16 protein-coding genes are annotated in these 16,023 nt (G+C 70.1%); 5 read left to right on the top strand and 11 right to left on the bottom strand.

The window, feature by feature from the left end; all coding sequences use genetic code 11:
- The first annotated feature begins 261 nt into the window (after window positions 1–261).
- Together nth and BN11_RS09430 are read left to right on the top strand one after the other, a co-directional pair.
- Window positions 262–945 carry an endonuclease III gene (nth, locus tag BN11_RS09435; protein ID WP_083434002.1) on the top strand — a complete coding sequence of 228 codons (684 nt, stop codon included), beginning with the start codon at window positions 262–264 and terminating at the stop codon, window positions 943–945.
- Window positions 942–1,586: an NUDIX hydrolase gene (locus BN11_RS09430; RefSeq protein ID WP_235435428.1), complete on the top strand. Its 645-nt coding sequence runs from the start codon at window positions 942–944 to the stop codon at window positions 1,584–1,586. The genes nth and BN11_RS09430 overlap by 4 nt, the downstream gene beginning before the upstream one ends.
- Window positions 1,587–1,602: 16 nt before the next feature.
- Here the strand turns inward: BN11_RS09430 and BN11_RS21815 are convergent, their stop codons facing one another.
- Both BN11_RS21815 and nhaA read right to left on the bottom strand, forming a co-directional pair.
- Window positions 1,603–2,049, bottom strand: coding sequence for a phage holin family protein (locus BN11_RS21815; RefSeq protein WP_235435427.1), 447 nt, complete (start codon window positions 2,047–2,049; stop codon window positions 1,603–1,605).
- A gap of 73 nt (window positions 2,050–2,122) precedes the next feature.
- On the bottom strand, window positions 2,123–3,451 hold the full coding sequence (gene nhaA, locus BN11_RS09420; RefSeq protein WP_157044061.1) for a Na+/H+ antiporter NhaA: 1,329 nt from the start codon (window positions 3,449–3,451) through the stop codon (window positions 2,123–2,125).
- A 256-nt stretch (window positions 3,452–3,707) separates the two neighbouring features.
- On the opposite strand from nhaA, the gene BN11_RS09415 reads away from it, so the two are divergent.
- Window positions 3,708–5,165, top strand: coding sequence for an AAA family ATPase (locus tag BN11_RS09415; protein ID WP_048696979.1), 1,458 nt, complete (start codon window positions 3,708–3,710; stop codon window positions 5,163–5,165).
- A 7-nt stretch (window positions 5,166–5,172) separates the two neighbouring features.
- Here BN11_RS09415 and BN11_RS09410 read toward each other — a convergent pair whose 3' ends face one another.
- Together BN11_RS09410 and acs are read right to left on the bottom strand one after the other, a co-directional pair.
- On the bottom strand, window positions 5,173–6,066 hold the full coding sequence (locus BN11_RS09410; RefSeq protein ID WP_048696975.1) for a phenylalanine 4-monooxygenase: 894 nt from the start codon (window positions 6,064–6,066) through the stop codon (window positions 5,173–5,175).
- Between the two features lie 182 nt (window positions 6,067–6,248).
- Window positions 6,249–8,135, bottom strand: a complete 1,887-nt coding sequence (gene acs, locus BN11_RS09405) for an acetate--CoA ligase (RefSeq protein ID WP_235435598.1) — start codon at window positions 8,133–8,135, stop codon at window positions 6,249–6,251.
- Between the two features lie 220 nt (window positions 8,136–8,355).
- On the opposite strand from acs, the gene BN11_RS25140 reads away from it, so the two are divergent.
- Together BN11_RS25140 and BN11_RS09395 are read left to right on the top strand one after the other, a co-directional pair.
- Entirely contained in the window at window positions 8,356–9,306 is a 951-nt protein-coding gene (locus BN11_RS25140; protein WP_048696968.1) for an HAD family hydrolase, read from the top strand.
- The gene (locus BN11_RS09395) at window positions 9,245–9,466 is read left to right on the top strand and encodes a hypothetical protein (protein ID WP_048696965.1); all 222 of its coding nucleotides are present in this window, start codon (window positions 9,245–9,247) and stop codon (window positions 9,464–9,466) included. Before BN11_RS25140 ends, BN11_RS09395 begins: the two co-directional genes overlap by 62 nt.
- 99 nt (window positions 9,467–9,565) lie before the next feature.
- On the opposite strand, the gene BN11_RS09390 is transcribed toward BN11_RS09395, so the two are convergent.
- From BN11_RS09390 to BN11_RS25870, 7 genes are all read right to left on the bottom strand, one after another.
- The gene (locus BN11_RS09390) at window positions 9,566–11,236 is read right to left on the bottom strand and encodes a solute symporter family protein (protein ID WP_048696962.1); all 1,671 of its coding nucleotides are present in this window, start codon (window positions 11,234–11,236) and stop codon (window positions 9,566–9,568) included.
- Window positions 11,237–11,239: 3 nt separating this feature from the next.
- A complete protein-coding gene (locus tag BN11_RS09385; protein ID WP_048696957.1) occupies window positions 11,240–11,575 on the bottom strand; it encodes a DUF485 domain-containing protein in 336 nt (111 codons plus the stop codon).
- Between the two features lie 194 nt (window positions 11,576–11,769).
- The gene (locus BN11_RS09380; RefSeq protein WP_048696954.1) at window positions 11,770–13,266 is read right to left on the bottom strand and encodes a sodium/solute symporter; all 1,497 of its coding nucleotides are present in this window, start codon (window positions 13,264–13,266) and stop codon (window positions 11,770–11,772) included.
- On the bottom strand, window positions 13,266–13,649 hold the full coding sequence (locus tag BN11_RS09375; RefSeq protein WP_083433647.1) for a hypothetical protein: 384 nt from the start codon (window positions 13,647–13,649) through the stop codon (window positions 13,266–13,268). Before BN11_RS09375 ends, BN11_RS09380 begins: the two co-directional genes overlap by 1 nt.
- Window positions 13,646–14,386, bottom strand: coding sequence for a LytR/AlgR family response regulator transcription factor (locus BN11_RS09370; protein WP_048696950.1), 741 nt, complete (start codon window positions 14,384–14,386; stop codon window positions 13,646–13,648). Before BN11_RS09370 ends, BN11_RS09375 begins: the two co-directional genes overlap by 4 nt.
- Window positions 14,383–14,982 carry a sensor histidine kinase gene (locus tag BN11_RS25875; RefSeq protein ID WP_327152900.1) on the bottom strand — a complete coding sequence of 200 codons (600 nt, stop codon included), beginning with the start codon at window positions 14,980–14,982 and terminating at the stop codon, window positions 14,383–14,385. The genes BN11_RS09370 and BN11_RS25875 overlap by 4 nt, the downstream gene beginning before the upstream one ends.
- A gap of 68 nt (window positions 14,983–15,050) precedes the next feature.
- Window positions 15,051–15,608 carry a hypothetical protein gene (locus BN11_RS25870; protein ID WP_327152855.1) on the bottom strand — a complete coding sequence of 186 codons (558 nt, stop codon included), beginning with the start codon at window positions 15,606–15,608 and terminating at the stop codon, window positions 15,051–15,053.
- Window positions 15,609–16,023 lie beyond the last annotated feature (415 nt).

Here is a 16,023-nt window from a genome sequence, read left to right as displayed (position 1 = left end):
GCCGACGACCCGGGCCAGCCGGTCGGCCACCTCGCCGCTGTCCGCGCCGAACGGATCCGCCGCGCCCCGCCCGCGGCTCCCCCCGCGACGGACGACGACGGCGCCGAGCAGAGCGAGCACGGCGAGGGCGAGCCACTCCATACCCTCACCTCCTCACGCGTCGCCGGCCGGCCGGCCGCGGCGGGCGCGTCGTCGGTCCCGGTCTCTAAGGTATGAGGTGTGCCCGAGTCCTCACTAGCCCGCACCCGCCGCGCGCGGCGGATGTATCGCGAACTCGCGGACTTCTATCCCTACGCCCACTGCGAGCTGGACTTCGAGAGCCCGCTGCAGTTGCTCGTCGCGACGATCCTGTCCGCCCAGACCACCGACGTCGGCGTCAACAAGGTCACGCCGGTCCTCTTCGCCCGCTATCCCGACGCCGCGGCGCTCGCCGGGGCCGACCGCACCGAGATGGAGGAGATCGTCAAGCCGACCGGGTTCTTCCGGGCCAAGACGGACGCGTTGATCAAGCTCGGGGCGGCACTGGAGGAGCGGTATGGCGGCGTGGTCCCGGGCCGCCTGAAGGACCTCGTCACGCTGCCCGGAGTCGGGCGCAAGACGGCGAATGTGGTGTTGGGCAATGCTTTCGGTGTGCCGGGCATCACGGTCGACACCCACTTCGGCCGGCTGGTGCGCCGCTTCGGGTGGACCGAGGAGGAGGACCCGGTCAAGGTCGAAACGGCGGTCGGCGCGCTCATCCCCCGCAAGGACTGGACGATGCTCTCGCACGTGCTGATCTTCCACGGCCGGCGCATCTGCCACGCCAAACGCCCCGCCTGCGGCGCCTGCCCGGTCGCCAAGCTCTGCCCGTCCTTCGGCATCGGCGAGACCGACCCTGGCAAGGCGCTGAAGCTCCTGAAGTACGAACTGGCTCCCGGTCGCGTTGCCGCAGAGGCGAACCGGTGAGCGAGGCGCCGGCTTGGCTGCGCGGGATACCGCAGCGCGTGGCGGAGCTGGACCCGGCCTACTTCCGCGACTTCACCCCACCGCCCGACGCGACCCGGCGCTCGGCGGTGCTGATGCTCTTCGGCCCCGACCCGGACGGCGGCGAGGACGTCCTGCTCACCCAGCGCGGCACGAACCTGCGTTCGCACGCCGGCCAGGTGTCCTTCCCCGGAGGCCGGGTCGACCCGCAGGATGCGGGAGCCGTGGGCGCCGCCTTGCGTGAAGCGGAGGAGGAGGTCGGCCTCGACCGCGCCGGCGTCGAGGTCATCGACACGCTGCCGCCGCTCTATCTGTCGCCGAGCGCGAATGTCGTGACGCCCATCCTCGGCTGGTGGCACAGCCCGTCCGAGGTGTGGGCGGCCAGCGAGATCGAGGTCGAACGGGTGGTGCGGGTCAAGGTCGAGGACCTGGTCAACCCGGCGAACCGCTTCCTCGTGGACACGCCCGTCGGCTATGTCAGTCCCGGCTGGGAGCTGCACGGGCTGTTCGTGTGGGGCTTCACGGCCAAGCTGCTCGACGTCACCTTGCAGCTGGCGGGCCTGATGGAGCCGTGGGACGAGGCCGTCCGGCGCCCGCTGCCGCCGCACCTGTGGCGAAGCTGACCGCTGTCGACTGTGCTCAGACGGAGGACTTGACCGCCTCGACGGTTTCCTTGGCCTCGGTGATCGCCTGCTCCGGCACCGGCTTGGCCTGGCTGATGGCCTTCTTGCCCATCAGGCCGAGGACGGCAGCGACGAGGAAGAGCAGGGCGGTGACGATGCCGTAGGAGGCGGAGATCGGCAGCCAGATGTCGAGCACCCGGGCCAGGGTGTGGAAGAGGAAGATCAGGCCGAGCAGCCCGAGGAAGGCGGCGGCACCGAGCAGACCCGCGCCCTTGCCGCCGCTCTTCAGGCCGCCGGTCACCTCGGCCTTGGCGAGCGCGATCTCCGACCGGACGAGGGTCGACATCTCCCGGCTGGCGTCGGCCACCAGCTGCCCGATCGTGCGTGACCCGTCCGTGTCGAGCAACCGGCCTGCCTCGTCGACGGGCCGGTTCTCAACAGCGTCATACCGTGTGCTTCCCACGCTGCCACGATAGCGGGTGGATCGGGCGTTCCGGGCGCTCAACCCAGGGTCGGCTGGGCTGCACCCGCCGCGGTCACCTGGTCTGCTCGTACTCGTAGACGTCGGGTATGCCGTCGCCGTCGTCGTCCTGCTCCTCCCGCGCCTCGGCCGCGCGGTAACGCGCATTGCGGGGCACGAGGACCAGGGCGGCCAGACCGGCTGCGGCGAGTGAGCCGAGCAGGACCGCGAGCTTGACGTGCTCGTCGCGGTCGCTGCCGGCGCCGAACGCGAGTTCGCCGATGAGGAGGGAGACGGTGAATCCGATGCCGGTGAGGAAACTCAGCCCGACGACGTCGGCCCAGCCCAGGCCGGGATCGAGGTCGGCCTTGGTGAACCGCGCTGTCAGATAGGTGCCGCCGAAGACGCCGACGACCTTGCCGATCACCAGCCCGGCCATCACGCCGAGCGCGACCGGGTCGGAGATCGCCTCGCCGAACCCGCCGCCGACCACCCGCACACCGGCGGCGAAGAAGGCGAAGACCGGCACGGCGAGGGCTGCGGACAGCGGGCGCAGGCGGTGCTCGAAGACATGGGCGACATCGGTTTTCGGGCCGTGCACACTGACGGCGGGCATCCGCCCCTTCCGCGGGCGGACCGGGACCACGAGCCCGAGCAGCACCCCGGCGACGGTGGCGTGGACCCCGGACGCGTGGACCAGCCCCCACGTGAGCAGGGCCAGCGGGACGAGCAGCAGCGGGTAGGTGATCCGGCGCTGGACCAGGAAGGTGAACGCCGCCAGCGGCGCGACGGCGAGCAGCAGCGGCATACCCGCGAAGTCGCTCGTGTAGCCGATGGCGATGATGACGATGGCGATGAGATCGTCGACCACGGCGAGGGTGAGCAGGAAGGCGCGCAGCGCGGCAGGCAGGTGGGAGCCGAGGACGGCGAGCACGGCGAGCGCGAACGCGATATCGGTCGCGGACGGGATCGCCCAGCCGCGCAGCGCATCGCCGGTGCCACCGGTCGCGCGCGTGACGATCAGGTAGGTCGCCGCGGGGACGATCACCCCGCACACGGCGGCGACGATCGGCACGGCGGCGCGCCTGGGATCACGCAGGTCGCCGACGAGGAACTCGCGTTTCAGTTCCAGCCCCGCGACGAAGAAGAAGATCGCGAGCAGGCCGTCCGCCGCCCAGTGACCGAGCGTGAGCTTCAGGTGCCCCCAGTCCACGCCGACCGACAGGTCGCGCAGGGCGGCGTAGGACTCGTGCCACGGGCTGTTGGCCCAGGCGATGGCGAGGAGGGCGGCGAGCAGCAGCAGGGCGCCGCCCACGGTCTCGGTGCGCAGCGCCGCTTTGAGCGCGGTGGCCTCGGGCCAGGACGGACGCGAGAAAATGCGGCCGCGGACAGGAGGGATCGTCATGACGGTCACCTTCGGGTCGGGTCGTTCGGGGTAAATGCCGACCAGACTTCCCGGCGCTCCGTCACCTATTTTACCCGCTTCGGGTATGCCGTCCGCCCACCTCAGCGGGCGGCATCCGGTGGGTCGTCGGGTGGGGCGGGCGCGGCCCAACGCGATCCGGCGGTCGAGGTGCTCGGCGGTTTGCGATTCCAGGTCGGAGTCGGCTCCGGGGTGCCCCCGCTGGCGGCTGTCGGAGGCCGTGTCTACAGTGCCGGACATGACGACGGGGGATGAGCGCACGGCGCTCTTGGATCAGTTGAAGCAGCTGTGGGAGCTCGTGGGTGGCCACGAGGTGCGGGCCGGTGGGCCTGCATTGGTCGAGGAGCTGACCGGGCACTTCGGCAGTGCGCCGCACGAGATGGCGGTGCTCACCGAAGAGGTGGCGAACCACCGCTTCGTCGACTTCGACATCGCCCTCGAGGTTGTTGCGGCGCGCGACGCCGGACACCGGGCGATCGGCATCGGCGGCGGCGAGTCTCGCTACCACCACAACTTCTCCGACATGATCCAGCCGCCGGGCGTCGGCTTCGGCGGGGGGCGCTTCCCGCTCGCCCAGGTCGACTACGCCAATGTCGCCACCGGCCCCGACACCGAGCGTGCCGCGATTGCGTTCGGGATCCGCCTCTTCCGGTATGCCGGCGTGCCGGTCGCCGTGCTGCTGCGCAAGGCGAATCCCTATCGCGGACGCGGTTCCGCGACGCTCGAGGTCCTCTGCCCCGACCAGCCGACGGCCGCCCGCCTGCTCGACGAGCTGCGCGAGATCTCGTTGCAGCGCAGCGTGCTTCGCGGTCAGGTCGTCGGCCTCGCCAACTCGGGATACGAGCAGGCCGAAGAGGGGCTGACGTTCATTGCGCGCCCCAACCTGACGGCCGCTCAGGTGATCCTCCCCGAGGGCGTCCTGGAGCGGGTGGTCGATCACGTGGTCGGCATCGCCGCCCACGCCGAGATGCTCGCGGCGCACGGCCAGCACCTCAAGCGCGGGGTGCTGCTCTTCGGCCCGCCCGGCTCCGGCAAGACGCACACCGTGCGGCACCTGCTCAGCATCACGCCCGGACACACGGTCGTGCTCCTCGCGGGGGACACGCTGCGGTTCGTCGGCCTCGCCGCCAAGCTCGCCCGCGCCATGCAGCCGGCGATCGTCGTGCTCGAGGACTGCGACCTGATCGCCGAGGACCGCGACATGCACCACGGCGCCAAGCCCCTGTTGTTCGAGGTGCTCGACGCGATGGACGGCCTCGACGCCGATGCCGATGTCACCTTCCTGCTGACGACCAACCGGGTCGAGGCGATGGAGCGGGCGCTCGCGCAGCGTCCCGGCCGGGTCGACCTGGCCGTCGAGGTGCCGCTGCCCGACGAGGCCGGCCGGCTCGCGCTGCTCCGGCTCTATGCCCCGGTCGGCGCCTTCGGTGAGGAGGTGCTCGCCGAGACGGCGGCCCGCACCGCGGGCACGACCGCGTCATTCAGCAAGGAACTGATCCGCCGGGCCGTGCTCGCCGCCGCCAAGGAGGGACTGGAGCCCTCGGATGCACACCTGCGCGGCGCGAACGATGTCATCCTCGCCGACGGCGAGCGTCTCTCCCGGGCGCTGCTCGGTGTCCAGGATTCCGGGGTGCCCGGCAACGGCGCCGATCCTCGCGCCACTCCCGACGGGTCGGGCAGCTTTCACCTGATCTGACCGGCCGTCAGGCGTGGGCGTGCTCGCCGAGGAGCCGGTGCGCCGAGACGTCGTCGACGGTGTCGAAGAAGCCGCCGACGACGTCCTCGAGTTGGTCGAGGTTCTCGGCGGCGAAGAGCACCGACTGGTAGGTCGTGATGTCGTAGGGGATCGTGGCCATCTGGTGCAGGTCGAGCGGACGGATCTCCATGTGGGAGTAGGCGTCCATCTCCCCGAACGAGGACAGGATGCCGGCGCCGTAGGCCTTGAGGATGCCCTCCTCCCAGATCACGCCGAACTCCATCGAGAACCAGAAGACGTCGGCGACGGCCTTGACTGCGGCGTCGGTCTCCAGCCGGCGGGTGGCAGCCCCGGCGGCCTCGGTCAGCCGGGCGAAACGCGGCGACGCGAGCTGGTTGGCGTGGCCGATGACCTCGTGGATGACGTCGGGTTCGGGGGTGTAGAGCGGCTGGCTGGGGTGGCGCAGGTACTGCGTTGAGTGGAACACGCGCTCACCCAGCGCCCCGTAGAACTCGCGCAGCGGCACCAGGCCGGGGGCCGCGGCATACGACCATCCGGTGAGCGGGAAGAGGTGCTCGGTCACCATCGCCAGCTGCGGCACCCGATCGGCGGGCAGCCCGAGGGCGGCCTTGCCGCGCAGGTATTCGGAGTGGGCGTGGCGTTGGTGCTTGGGCGCGAGTTCGGCGCCGGCGATCCGCCAGACCTCGTTCTCCTCGGCCGTGTAGCCGATCAGCGGCACGGGGGTGCCGGGCTCCCAGGCGAGGGCGGCGGCCGCGATCTCGCCGCGGCGGGCCAGGTATGCCGGGTCGTTCAGTCCCGGATGATCGGCGCCCAAGTGCACCTCGACGGAGCCGTCGGCGCCGACGGTCACGGGGGAGTAGAGCTGGCCTTCCTCGAACATGGCGGCCCCTTTTCGTGCGTGCGCGACCACCTCGTCGCGCGGTTGGCCCAGGGAACCAGATCGGGAGCGAGCTGGCTAGAGTGTCTTCCGAGGGCGGGCAGTTAGCGCACTATTGCCTAGCAATCAGCGGGCCATGCTGGACGAAATGTCCAGTATGGCCCGCTGCCGGGTCGGCGGTCGGGTCAGCCTCCGGAGCCGAGCCCCTGGGCGATGGAGTTCATCACCGAGGAGTCGGCGAGGGTGGTGACATCGCCGATCTCGCGGCCCTCGGCGACGTCCTTGAGCAACCGGCGCATGATCTTGCCAGAGCGGGTCTTGGGCAGTTCGGGCACGATCATGATCGTGCGCGGCTTGGCGATCGGGCCGATCTCCTTGGCCACGTGGTCGCGCAACTCCTTGACCAGATCCCCGCCCTCCCCGACCTCGTCGGCCTCCTCGATGTGCTCCTCGCGCAGGATGACGAAGGCCACGACCGCCTGGCCGGTCGTCTCGTCGTTGGCACCGACGACGGCCGCCTCGGCGACCTTCGGGTGGCTGACGAGCGCCGACTCGATCTCGGCGGTGGACAGGCGGTGCCCGGAGACGTTCATGACGTCGTCGACCCGGCCCAGCAGCCAGATGTTGCCCTTCTCGTCATATTTCGCCCCGTCGCCGGCGAAGTAGTACTTCGGGCCGAACCGGCTCCAGTAGGTCTGCTTGTAACGCTCCGGGTCGCCCCAGATGCCGCGCAGCATCGCCGGCCACGGCTTGGTGAGCACCAGGTAGCCGACCTTCTCGGCCTCGGTGAACGGCCGGCCCTCGTCGTCGAGGATCTCGGCGCTGATGCCGGGGATGGGCTTCTGCGCCGACCCGGGCTCGAGCGTGGTGACGCCCGGCAGCGGCGAGATCATGATCGCCCCGGTCTCGGTCTGCCACCACGTGTCGACGATCGGGCACCGGTCGCCGCCGATCCACTTGCGATACCAGAGCCAGGCCTCGGGGTTGATCGGCTCGCCGACGGAGCCGAGCAGGCGCAGCGAGGACATGTCGAACTTCTCGGGGATCTCGTGGCCCCACTTCATGAACGTGCGCACCGCGGTTGGGGCGGTGTAGAGGATCGTCACCTTGTACTTCTCGACGATCTCCCACCAGCGGCCCTGGTGCGGGGTGTCGGGGGTGCCCTCGTACATCACCTGCGTCGCCCCATTGGCCAGCGGTCCGTAGACGATGTAGGAGTGCCCGGTCACCCAACCGATGTCGGCGGTGCACCAATAGACATCGGTGTCGCGGTGCACGTCGTGCACGACGGCGTTGGTGTAGGCGCACTGGGTCAGGTAGCCGCCGGTCGTGTGGAAGATGCCCTTCGGCTTCCCGGTCGTGCCGGAGGTGTAGAGGATGAACAGCGGGTGCTCGCTGTCGTGGGGCTGGGCCTCGTGGGTCTCGCTCGCCTCGTCCACCACGTCCGACCACCAGATGTCACGGCCCTCGGTCCAGGGGGTGTCCTGGCCGGTGCGCTTGACGACGAGGACCTTCTCGACGGTCGTCTCGGCGTGCTCGAGTGCGGCGTCGACGGCCGGCTTCAGAGCGCTCGGGGCGCCGCGGCGATAGCCGCCGTCGGCGGTGATGACCAGCTTGCACGCCGCGTCGTTGATGCGGGTGTTGAGCGCCTCCGCGGAGAAGCCGCCGAAGACGACCGAGTGCGGTGCGCCGATCCGCGCGCACGCGAGCATCGCGATGGCCGCCTCGGGGATCATCGGCAGATAGATGGCGACGGTGTCGCCCTTGCCGAGTCCGAGAGCCTCGAGCGCGTTAGCGGCCTTGCAGACCTCCCGTTGCAGATCGGCATACGTGATGGTGCGGGTGTCGCCCGGTTCGCCCTCGAAGTGGATGGCGACCTTGTCGCCGCGGCCCTCCTCGACATGCCGGTCCACGCAGTTGTATGCCGCGTTGAGCTCGCCGCCGGCATACCACTTGGCGAACGGGGCGTCCGACCAGTCGAGGGTCTGCTCGAAATCCTTCGCCCACGTGATCCGGGTGCGGGCCTGCTCGGCCCAGAAGCCCTCGTGGTCGGCGGCCGCCGCGTCATACATCTCCGCTGTGCCATTGGCCTGCGCCGCGAACGCGGCGTCCGGCGGAAACGTGGGGTGGCTGGCCGACAGGCTCTCTTCCGTGGACACGGGTGGCTCCTTCGCGAAACGACGATGTTGGCACCCACCCTGGCAGGCGGACGCCAACACCTCAACCGAACCTTCGCGGCGGCGCGTTGGGCGGGCACCTGGCTCGCCCAGCGGTCGGGTCGATGCTGGCCTGGTGCGGCAGCTGACTGCGCAGCGGGACGCCGGACTGCGGGTGATCCTCGTGACCGGCCGGTGCCTGGAGGATCTGGACCGGGACTTCGCCGACGTGGTCGCGGCCGTCGAGGCAGTGGTCGCCCAGAACGGGGCGCTGCTGCGGATCGACGGCGAGGTCGAGGAGTTGCAGCCGCCGGTGTCGACGCAGGTCCGAGACGCGCTCGGCCGGGCGGGCATCACCTTTCGCCCAGGCCGGGTGATCCTCGACTGCCGGGCGGACGACGCGCTCGCCATCGCCGGCATCCTCGGCGACCTCGGCTCGGACGTGCAGGCGATCGGCAACCGGGGCCAGCTGATGCTCTTGCCCGCCGGCGCGACCAAGGCCTCGGGTCTGGCCGCCGCCCTCCACGCGCTCGGGATCTCGCCCCACAACACGATGGCGGTCGGTGACGCCGAGAACGATCTGGCCATGCTGCATCTCGCTGAGGTCGCAGTGGCCGTGGCGAACGCCCTGCCCGCCGTGCTCGAGGCGGCCGACCTGGTGCTACCGCTGGAGGCCGGCGCCGGCGTCCAGTCGCTCCTGACGCACCCGATCCTCACCGGCGAGGCGCGGATGACGATCCCGCGGCGCGACCTGCGGATCGGGGAGACCGCCGCCGGGCAGCCGGTGACGGTGCCGGCGGCAGACGCCAACATCCTGATCACCGGGGAGAGCGGGTCGGGCAAGTCGCACCTGGCCCGTCATGGATCCCCGCCGCACCCGGCACGTCCGGCACTGGCACAAGTACACGACCCAAGCGCTGCCGGAGGATCTGTGGTTCACCTTCACCGAGCCGTCCGGCAAGGTCATCGGCCACGCCTCGACCATCGCCGAGTTCGTGCGTGGCGTCCGGTCCGTGGACGCGGGTGTGATCTGGTGGCATCTTTCGCGCGGCGACTTCTCCCGGTGGCTCGCGATCAGCCTCGGTGATCCGGACCCCGCCGCCCTGGCCGCCACTACCGAGCGCGACGCGATCGCCCGCCACGCCGCCGACATTCACTCCGCCCGGCGCCGGCTGCTCGCGCTGATCGAGGACTTGTACCGACTCGATCCCGCTCCCGAGGCCGACGCCGAGCCCGAGCCGGCCTGACCGACCCGGCCCGCACTCCGCATACCCGGAAAAAAGAGCGAAGCGGGCGGCATACCGACGATCGGTATGTCGCCCGCTTGCGTTGCGGGAGAATCGGGCTCAGTGCTCCAGCGCCTTCCCGACGCCGTGGCCGGTGAGGGAGCGCACCTCCATCTCCGCATACTTTTCCGCGTCGAACTCCTTGGACGTGACCGAGCCGAGCCAGCCGAGGAAGAAGGCCAGCGGGATCGAGACCAGACCCGGGTTGTCGAGCGGGAACCAGTGGAAGTCGATGTCCGGGTTGGTGACCATCGACGGGGACAGGCCGGTCTTGGGGTCCGCCGCCTTGCCCGAGACGACCGGGCTGAAGATGATCAGCCCGATGGAGGCGATCAGGCCGCCGTAGATCGACCAGAGTGCGCCGCGGGTGTTGAAGCGCTTCCAGAACAGCGAGTAGAGGATCGTCGGCAGATTCGCCGACGCCGCGACGGCGAACGCGAGCGCCACGAGGAAGGCGATGTTCTGGCTCTTGGCGAGCATCCCACCGAAGATGGCGACCAGGCCGATGGCGATCGCCGAGATGCGCGCGATGCGCACCTCCTGCTCCTGCGTCGACTGGCCCCGCTTGAAGACCTCCTTGTAGAGGTCGTGCGCGAACGTCGCCGACGCGGTGATCGTCAGGCCGGCGACGACCGCGAGGATGGTCGCGAAGGCGATGCCGGAGACGATGCCGAGCATCCACGAGCCGCCGAGTTCGAAGGCGAGCAGCGGTGCCGCAGAGTTCTGCTTGCCGGGGGCCGCGTTGATCGCGTCCGGGCCGACAAGGGCACCGGCGCCGAAGCCGATGACCAGGGTCAGCAGATAGAAGCCGCCGATGAGCCAGATGGCCCACTCGACCGACTTGCGGGCGGCCTTGCTTGTCGGGACGGTGTAGAAGCGCTGCAGCACGTGCGGCAGACCCGCGGTGCCGAGAACCAAGGCCATCGACAAGGAGATAAAGTCGATCTTCGCCAACGTGGTCACGCCGTACTTGGTGCCGTAGTGCAGCAGGTTCTCCGCGCCCGCGGCGGTCTTCGGGTTGGTCGAGGTCTTCGCGACATCGACGGAGTCGGTGAAGAGGCCGGACAGGCTGAAGCCGTACTTGCCCAGCACCCAGACGGTCATGATCGCCGCGGCCGAGATCAGCAGCACAGCCTTGATGATCTGCACCCACGTGGTGCCCTTCATGCCCCCGATGAGCACGTAGGTGACCATGACCGCGCCGACGACGGCGATGACGAGGTTCTGCGCCGTCTCACCGGACACGCCGAGCAGGAGCGAGACCAGCCCGCCCGCGCCGGCCATCTGAGCCAGCAGGTAGAAGAGCGAGACACACAGCACCGACACCGAGGTCGCGATGCGGACCGGACGCTGCTTGAGGCGGTAGGAGAGGACGTCGGCCATCGTGAACCGGCCGGTGTTGCGCATCAGCTCGGCGACGAGCAGGAGCGCGACGAGCCAGGCGACGAGGAAGCCGATGGAGTAGAGGAAGCCGTCCATCCCCTGCAGGGCGATGGCGCCGGCGATGCCGAGGAAGGAGGCCGCCGACAGATAGTCGCCGGCGATCGCGATGCCGTTCTGCCGGCCGGAGAAGGCGCCGCCGGCCGTGTAGTACTGCTCGGCGGTCTTCTTGCCGGAGGCCACCTTCACCACGACCGTCAAGGTGACGAGCACGAAGATGACGAAAATGGCGATATTGAGCTTGGCGTTGCCGACTGTCGTGGCGGCGGCGAGAGAGGTCAGTGCGGCCATGGGTCAGTGCTCCTTGACGCCGTCGAGTCGGGAGCCGATCGCGTCGGCCAGGGGGTCGAGTTCGCGGTTGGCCCACCGTGCGTAGATGAACGTGATCGCGAAGGTCGTGAGGAACTGCAGGAACCCGAAGACCAGGCCGATCGTGATCTTGCCGAACAAGAATCGGTTCATGAAGTCCTGGGCGAAGATGGACAAGAGGACGTAGAGGAAGTACCAGACAAGGAAAAAGGCCGTCACCGGGAAGACGAAGCCGCGGAACTTCTTGCGCAGCGTCTGGAACTCTTCACTGGACTGGACCGCCTGATAGGCCTCGCTGGTGGTGGGCTGTTGGGCGCTCATTGCGGCCACCTCCATGCTGACGCGGCGTGCCTCGGTGCGCGCCGTCTGTGGGGCACAGCTTTCTGGGTATGCCGCGGCCCCGGCTAGCAGGCACGCGCGGTGTCGCGCCGGGCGGGTGCCGGGGTCGCCGGATGGGTCCGCGTCACGCGCCGAGCGGTTGGTTTCGCGCGATGAGCGGCCGGATCACGGGGTGATCACGGTGGCAGGAGCGATTCGGGGGTATGCAGTCGGCTGAGGGTCCGGTTGGTGTGCGGGGGGACTTTGCCGGGGGTGAGCCGGGAGACGACGACCATCGTCACGAACGCGAGCGGCACGGACCAGGCCGCCGGTTGGGCGAGCAGCAGCCCGGGCCAGCCGTGCGGTTCGACGTGGAGGAAGGCCGCGCCCAGGGTGACCAGGGCACTGAGGGTGCCGACCGCCAGGCCCGCCAGGGCGCCGGTGGTGGTGAGGCGGTGCCACCACACGCCGAGCACGAGGAGGGGGGCGAAGGTCGAGGCCGCCACGGCGAAGGCGAGGGTGACGGTCGCGGCGAGGCCGAGCGGCTCGACGACGCGGGAGAGCAGGGCCGGGACGATGACGGCGACGGTGGCCGCCATGCGGTAGCTCACCGAACTGTGCGCGTCCTCCCCGGTGCGCCGCGCCACGAGCGGCCGCAGGACGTCCTGATCGACGACGCCGGCGACCGAGATGACCAGACCGGACGCGGTGCTGAGGAAGGCGGCGAAGGCGCCGCCGGCGAGCACCGCGGTCAGCAGCGTCGCGCTGCGGCCGTCGGTCATCGCCTCCGGCAGCTGCAGCGCCATCGTGTCCACGCGGGTGCCGGGGGCGAGGTGCGGCAGATGGATGTGGCCGAGCACGGCATACACCGGAGGGAAGATGTAGAACCCGCCCAGCAGCGCGAGGACACCGACGGTCGTGCGGCGGGCGTCGCGGCCGTCGGGGTTGGTGTAGAAGCGGACGAGCACGTGGGGCAGTCCCATCGTCCCGAGGCACAGTGCAAGCATCGTGCTGTATGTCGTGTAGAGGCCCGCCGGGTCGGTGCTCGGCACCGCCCAGTCGCCGAGTTCCACCGGCCCGGAGGAGTGTTGGCTCCAGATCGCCAGCAGCACGAAGGCGGGGATCGCGATGGCGGTCAGCTTGATCCAGTACTGCATCGCCTGCACCAGCGTGATCGAGCGCATGCCGCCGACCCCGACCGCGGCGAGCACGACGACGGAGACGAGCAACGCGCCGATCCACGCGGGCCAGCCGGTGGCCTGCCGCAGCGCCAGGCCCGCCCCCTGGAACTGGGGAAGCAGATAAAGGAACCCGATCCCGACCGTGAGCAGGGAGGCGAAGCCGCGGATCTGCCGGGACTCCAGGCGCAACTCGGCGAAGTCAGAGAGGGTGTAGGCGCCGGAGCGGCGCAGCGGGGCGGCGACGAGGACGAGCAGCACCAGGTAGCCGACGGTCCACCCGACGGGGAACCAGAGGATGTCGATCCCCCGCTGATACATCAGTCCCGCAACCCCGAGAAAGGATGCGGCAGAAAGATATTCGCCCGCGATGGCGCTCGCGTTGCGGCGCGGCGTGACCGTGCGTCCGGCGACGTAGAAGTCGGAGGTGGCCCGCGACATACGCAGCCCCAAGGTGCCGACCGTGACGGTGAGGACGCAGACGAGCGCGATGGCCGCCAGGCTCGCCGGACGCATCAGCCGCGCCCGACCACGTCGACGAAGGCCGCCTCGAGACGCTCGCTCGCGCGCACGTAGTAGCGGGCGCTGATGACGATCGCGGGATAGACGACCAGACCGAGGGTGACCCACGGCAGGGGGAGCGGGCCGAGGGTGACGGTGCGCGTCTGCGGCAGCATCGCAAAGAGGACCGGGACGCCGCCCAGGAGCAGGACCGCGAGCAGCAGCAGACTCAGCGCGAGCCGCAGTTGGGCGCGCATCAACCCCCGGACGTAGATCTCGCCGAGGACGGTCTGGTCGCTCAGTTCGTCCGCAACGGGCCGGGCGGTATGCCGTGGGGCCGAGCGCCGCGACGCCGTCACGCGAACGCGCTCCGACGGCGGCCGCTGCGCGGGACTCATGGCGCCGACGGGCGGGCGAGCAGTTGCTGGCGCAGGTCGCGCATGTGCCGCCGGCTCACCTGCAGGTCGGCCTCGCCCACGCGGACCGTCGCGCGGCCGCGGTCCATCCGCACCTGGGTCACATGCTTGAGCGACACCAGGGTGCTGCGGTGGATCCGAACGAATCCGGCTGCCGCCCAACGCTCTTCGAGGGTGTTGAGGGAGATGCGCACGAGGTGGGAGCCGATCTCGGTATGCAGCCGGGCGTAGTCGCCGTGAGCCTGGACGTAGCGGATGTCCTTGCGGGAGACGAAGGTCGTCACCCCGCCGAGTTCGACGGGAATGGTCTCATCGTCGTCCTGGGGTTCGGCCGGTGCGCTGATGGCGGCGGCCGCGACCCGGCGGACCGCCTCGGCCAGCCGCTCCGGGCGCACCGGCTTCATGACGTAGTCGATGGCGTCGATCGCGAAGGCGTCGACGGCGTGCTGGTCGTGGGCGGTGACGAAGACGACCGCCGGACGGGTGGCGAAGCGCGCGAGGACGCGAGCCAACTCCATACCGTCAAGTCCCGGCATGGAGATGTCGGAGAAGACGACATCGACCTTTTCGTCCTCGAGGACGCGGAGGGCATCGGTGCCGGACGCGGCGACGAGGACATGCGCAATGCGCTCGTCCTGCTCGAGCAGGTAACGCAACTCGGATCGCGCGGGGGCCTCGTCGTCGACGACGAGAGCAACGAGGGCAGGACTGCTGATCATGATCCGGCCAGCCTATTGTCGCCGGCCGTGATCGCGGCAGGGAGGAACTTGGGGACGCGGAAACTGACCCGCATGCCCGCCCCGGGAGCGGTCTCGACGACCAGGCCGCGTTCGTCGCCGTAGATCGTGCGCAGGCGTGCATCGACATTGCCCAGTCCGTGCGAGTCGGTTTCGGCGGTCCCGTCGAGGACGGCCTGGATGTGGGCCGGGTCGGCTCCGACACCGTCGTCCTCGACGACGATCTCGGCCTCCGCGCCGCGGTCGGCCGCGGTGATCGAAACCGTATGGGCGCCTTCGAGATTGGCGATGCCATGACGCACCGCATTCTCGACGAGCGGCTGGATGGCGAGGTAGGGCACGGTCACCGACAGCACCTCCGGCGCGATGAGCAGCGAGACCTGCAGGCGCTCACCAAAACGCGCCTGCTCCAGGACCAGGTAGCGCTCCACATTGCGCAGCTCGTCGGCAAGCGTCGTGAACGCGCCCCCCTTGCGGAGGGCGTAGCGGGTGAAGTCGGCGAACTCGAGCAGCAGGTCGCGGGCACGGGCCGGGTCGGTGCGCACGAAGGAGGCGATCGCACCGAGCGAGTTGTAGATGAAGTGCGGTGAGATCTGCGCGCGCAGGGCGGCCAGCTCGGCCTCGGTGGCGCGAGAACGTTCCTTGCTCAGCTCGGCCAGTTCGACCTGCGCCGACAGCCAGCCGGCGACCCGACCTCGGCCGTCGCGCGGGCCAGGCCGGCGTTGGCATGCGGGCCGTATGCCGCCAGCGCGCCGACCACCCGCCCCTCGCAGACGATCGGGGCGATGACGGCAGCCCGGATGGCGCAGTCCACATCGGTGCAGGCGACCTCGCCGTGGTCGAGGACGGCGGTATGGCCGTCCCGCAGCACCGGTTCGGCGAGCTTGGCGACGGCGCCGGCGTGGTGGTTGTGGGCGCCCTCCCAGGTGACGGTTCCGCTCTGGTCGATCAGGGAAAGGGCCGGGGTGTCGAGGAGGGTCCGCAGGTGGCGTGCGGCCTTGGCCCCGCCGGCCGGCGTCAGCCCTGATCCGAGGTGGCGTGCCGCCCGGGCCGCCGTATGGAGCGTCTCGTAGGTCGCCCGGTTGGCGTCGCTGAGGAATCCCCGGGACCGGCCGCGCACCGTGACCACCAGGCGGATCCCCAGCCAGATGAGGAAGACGATCAGCACGGTCACCATCGCCGTGGGCAGATCGAAACCTCGCATCCCGCCAGGGTAGGGCTCACCTCGCAGGTCGCGCAGGAAGACTCGGATGCCGCCGCCGGGCGGCCCCGGCGGGGAACGGTGCGGCCCCGGCTGGGGGGGAACAGCCGGGGCCGCTGCGGGCGATGCCCTCGGGGGGTAGGCACCACACGCAGGTTGCTCAACCCGAAGGGAGCGACCTGCCTCAATCCTTGGGCAAATTGGCGGATCATGCAACAGCAACGCCGCATGTGGCGCCGACAACTTTTCGTGGGACGAGATAAATGCGGCGTACGCCCGCCCACCGCATAGGGTGCCGGGGTGTCCGATGCGCTCGCCGCTCTCCAGTCCCTCGCCGCTGACGAGCGGGTCACCGCGGCGTCGGACCGGGCGCGGGAGGCGTGCACGCAGTTGCGCTGGCACCAGGCGCTGCGCCGCC

This window comes from Nostocoides australiense Ben110 (assembly GCF_001050535.1).
Lineage (GTDB): Bacteria > Actinomycetota > Actinomycetes > Actinomycetales > Dermatophilaceae > Nostocoides_A > Nostocoides_A australiense.
The sequence above is the reverse complement of the archived record's forward strand: the minus strand, read 5'-3'. Positions and strand labels throughout refer to the sequence as shown.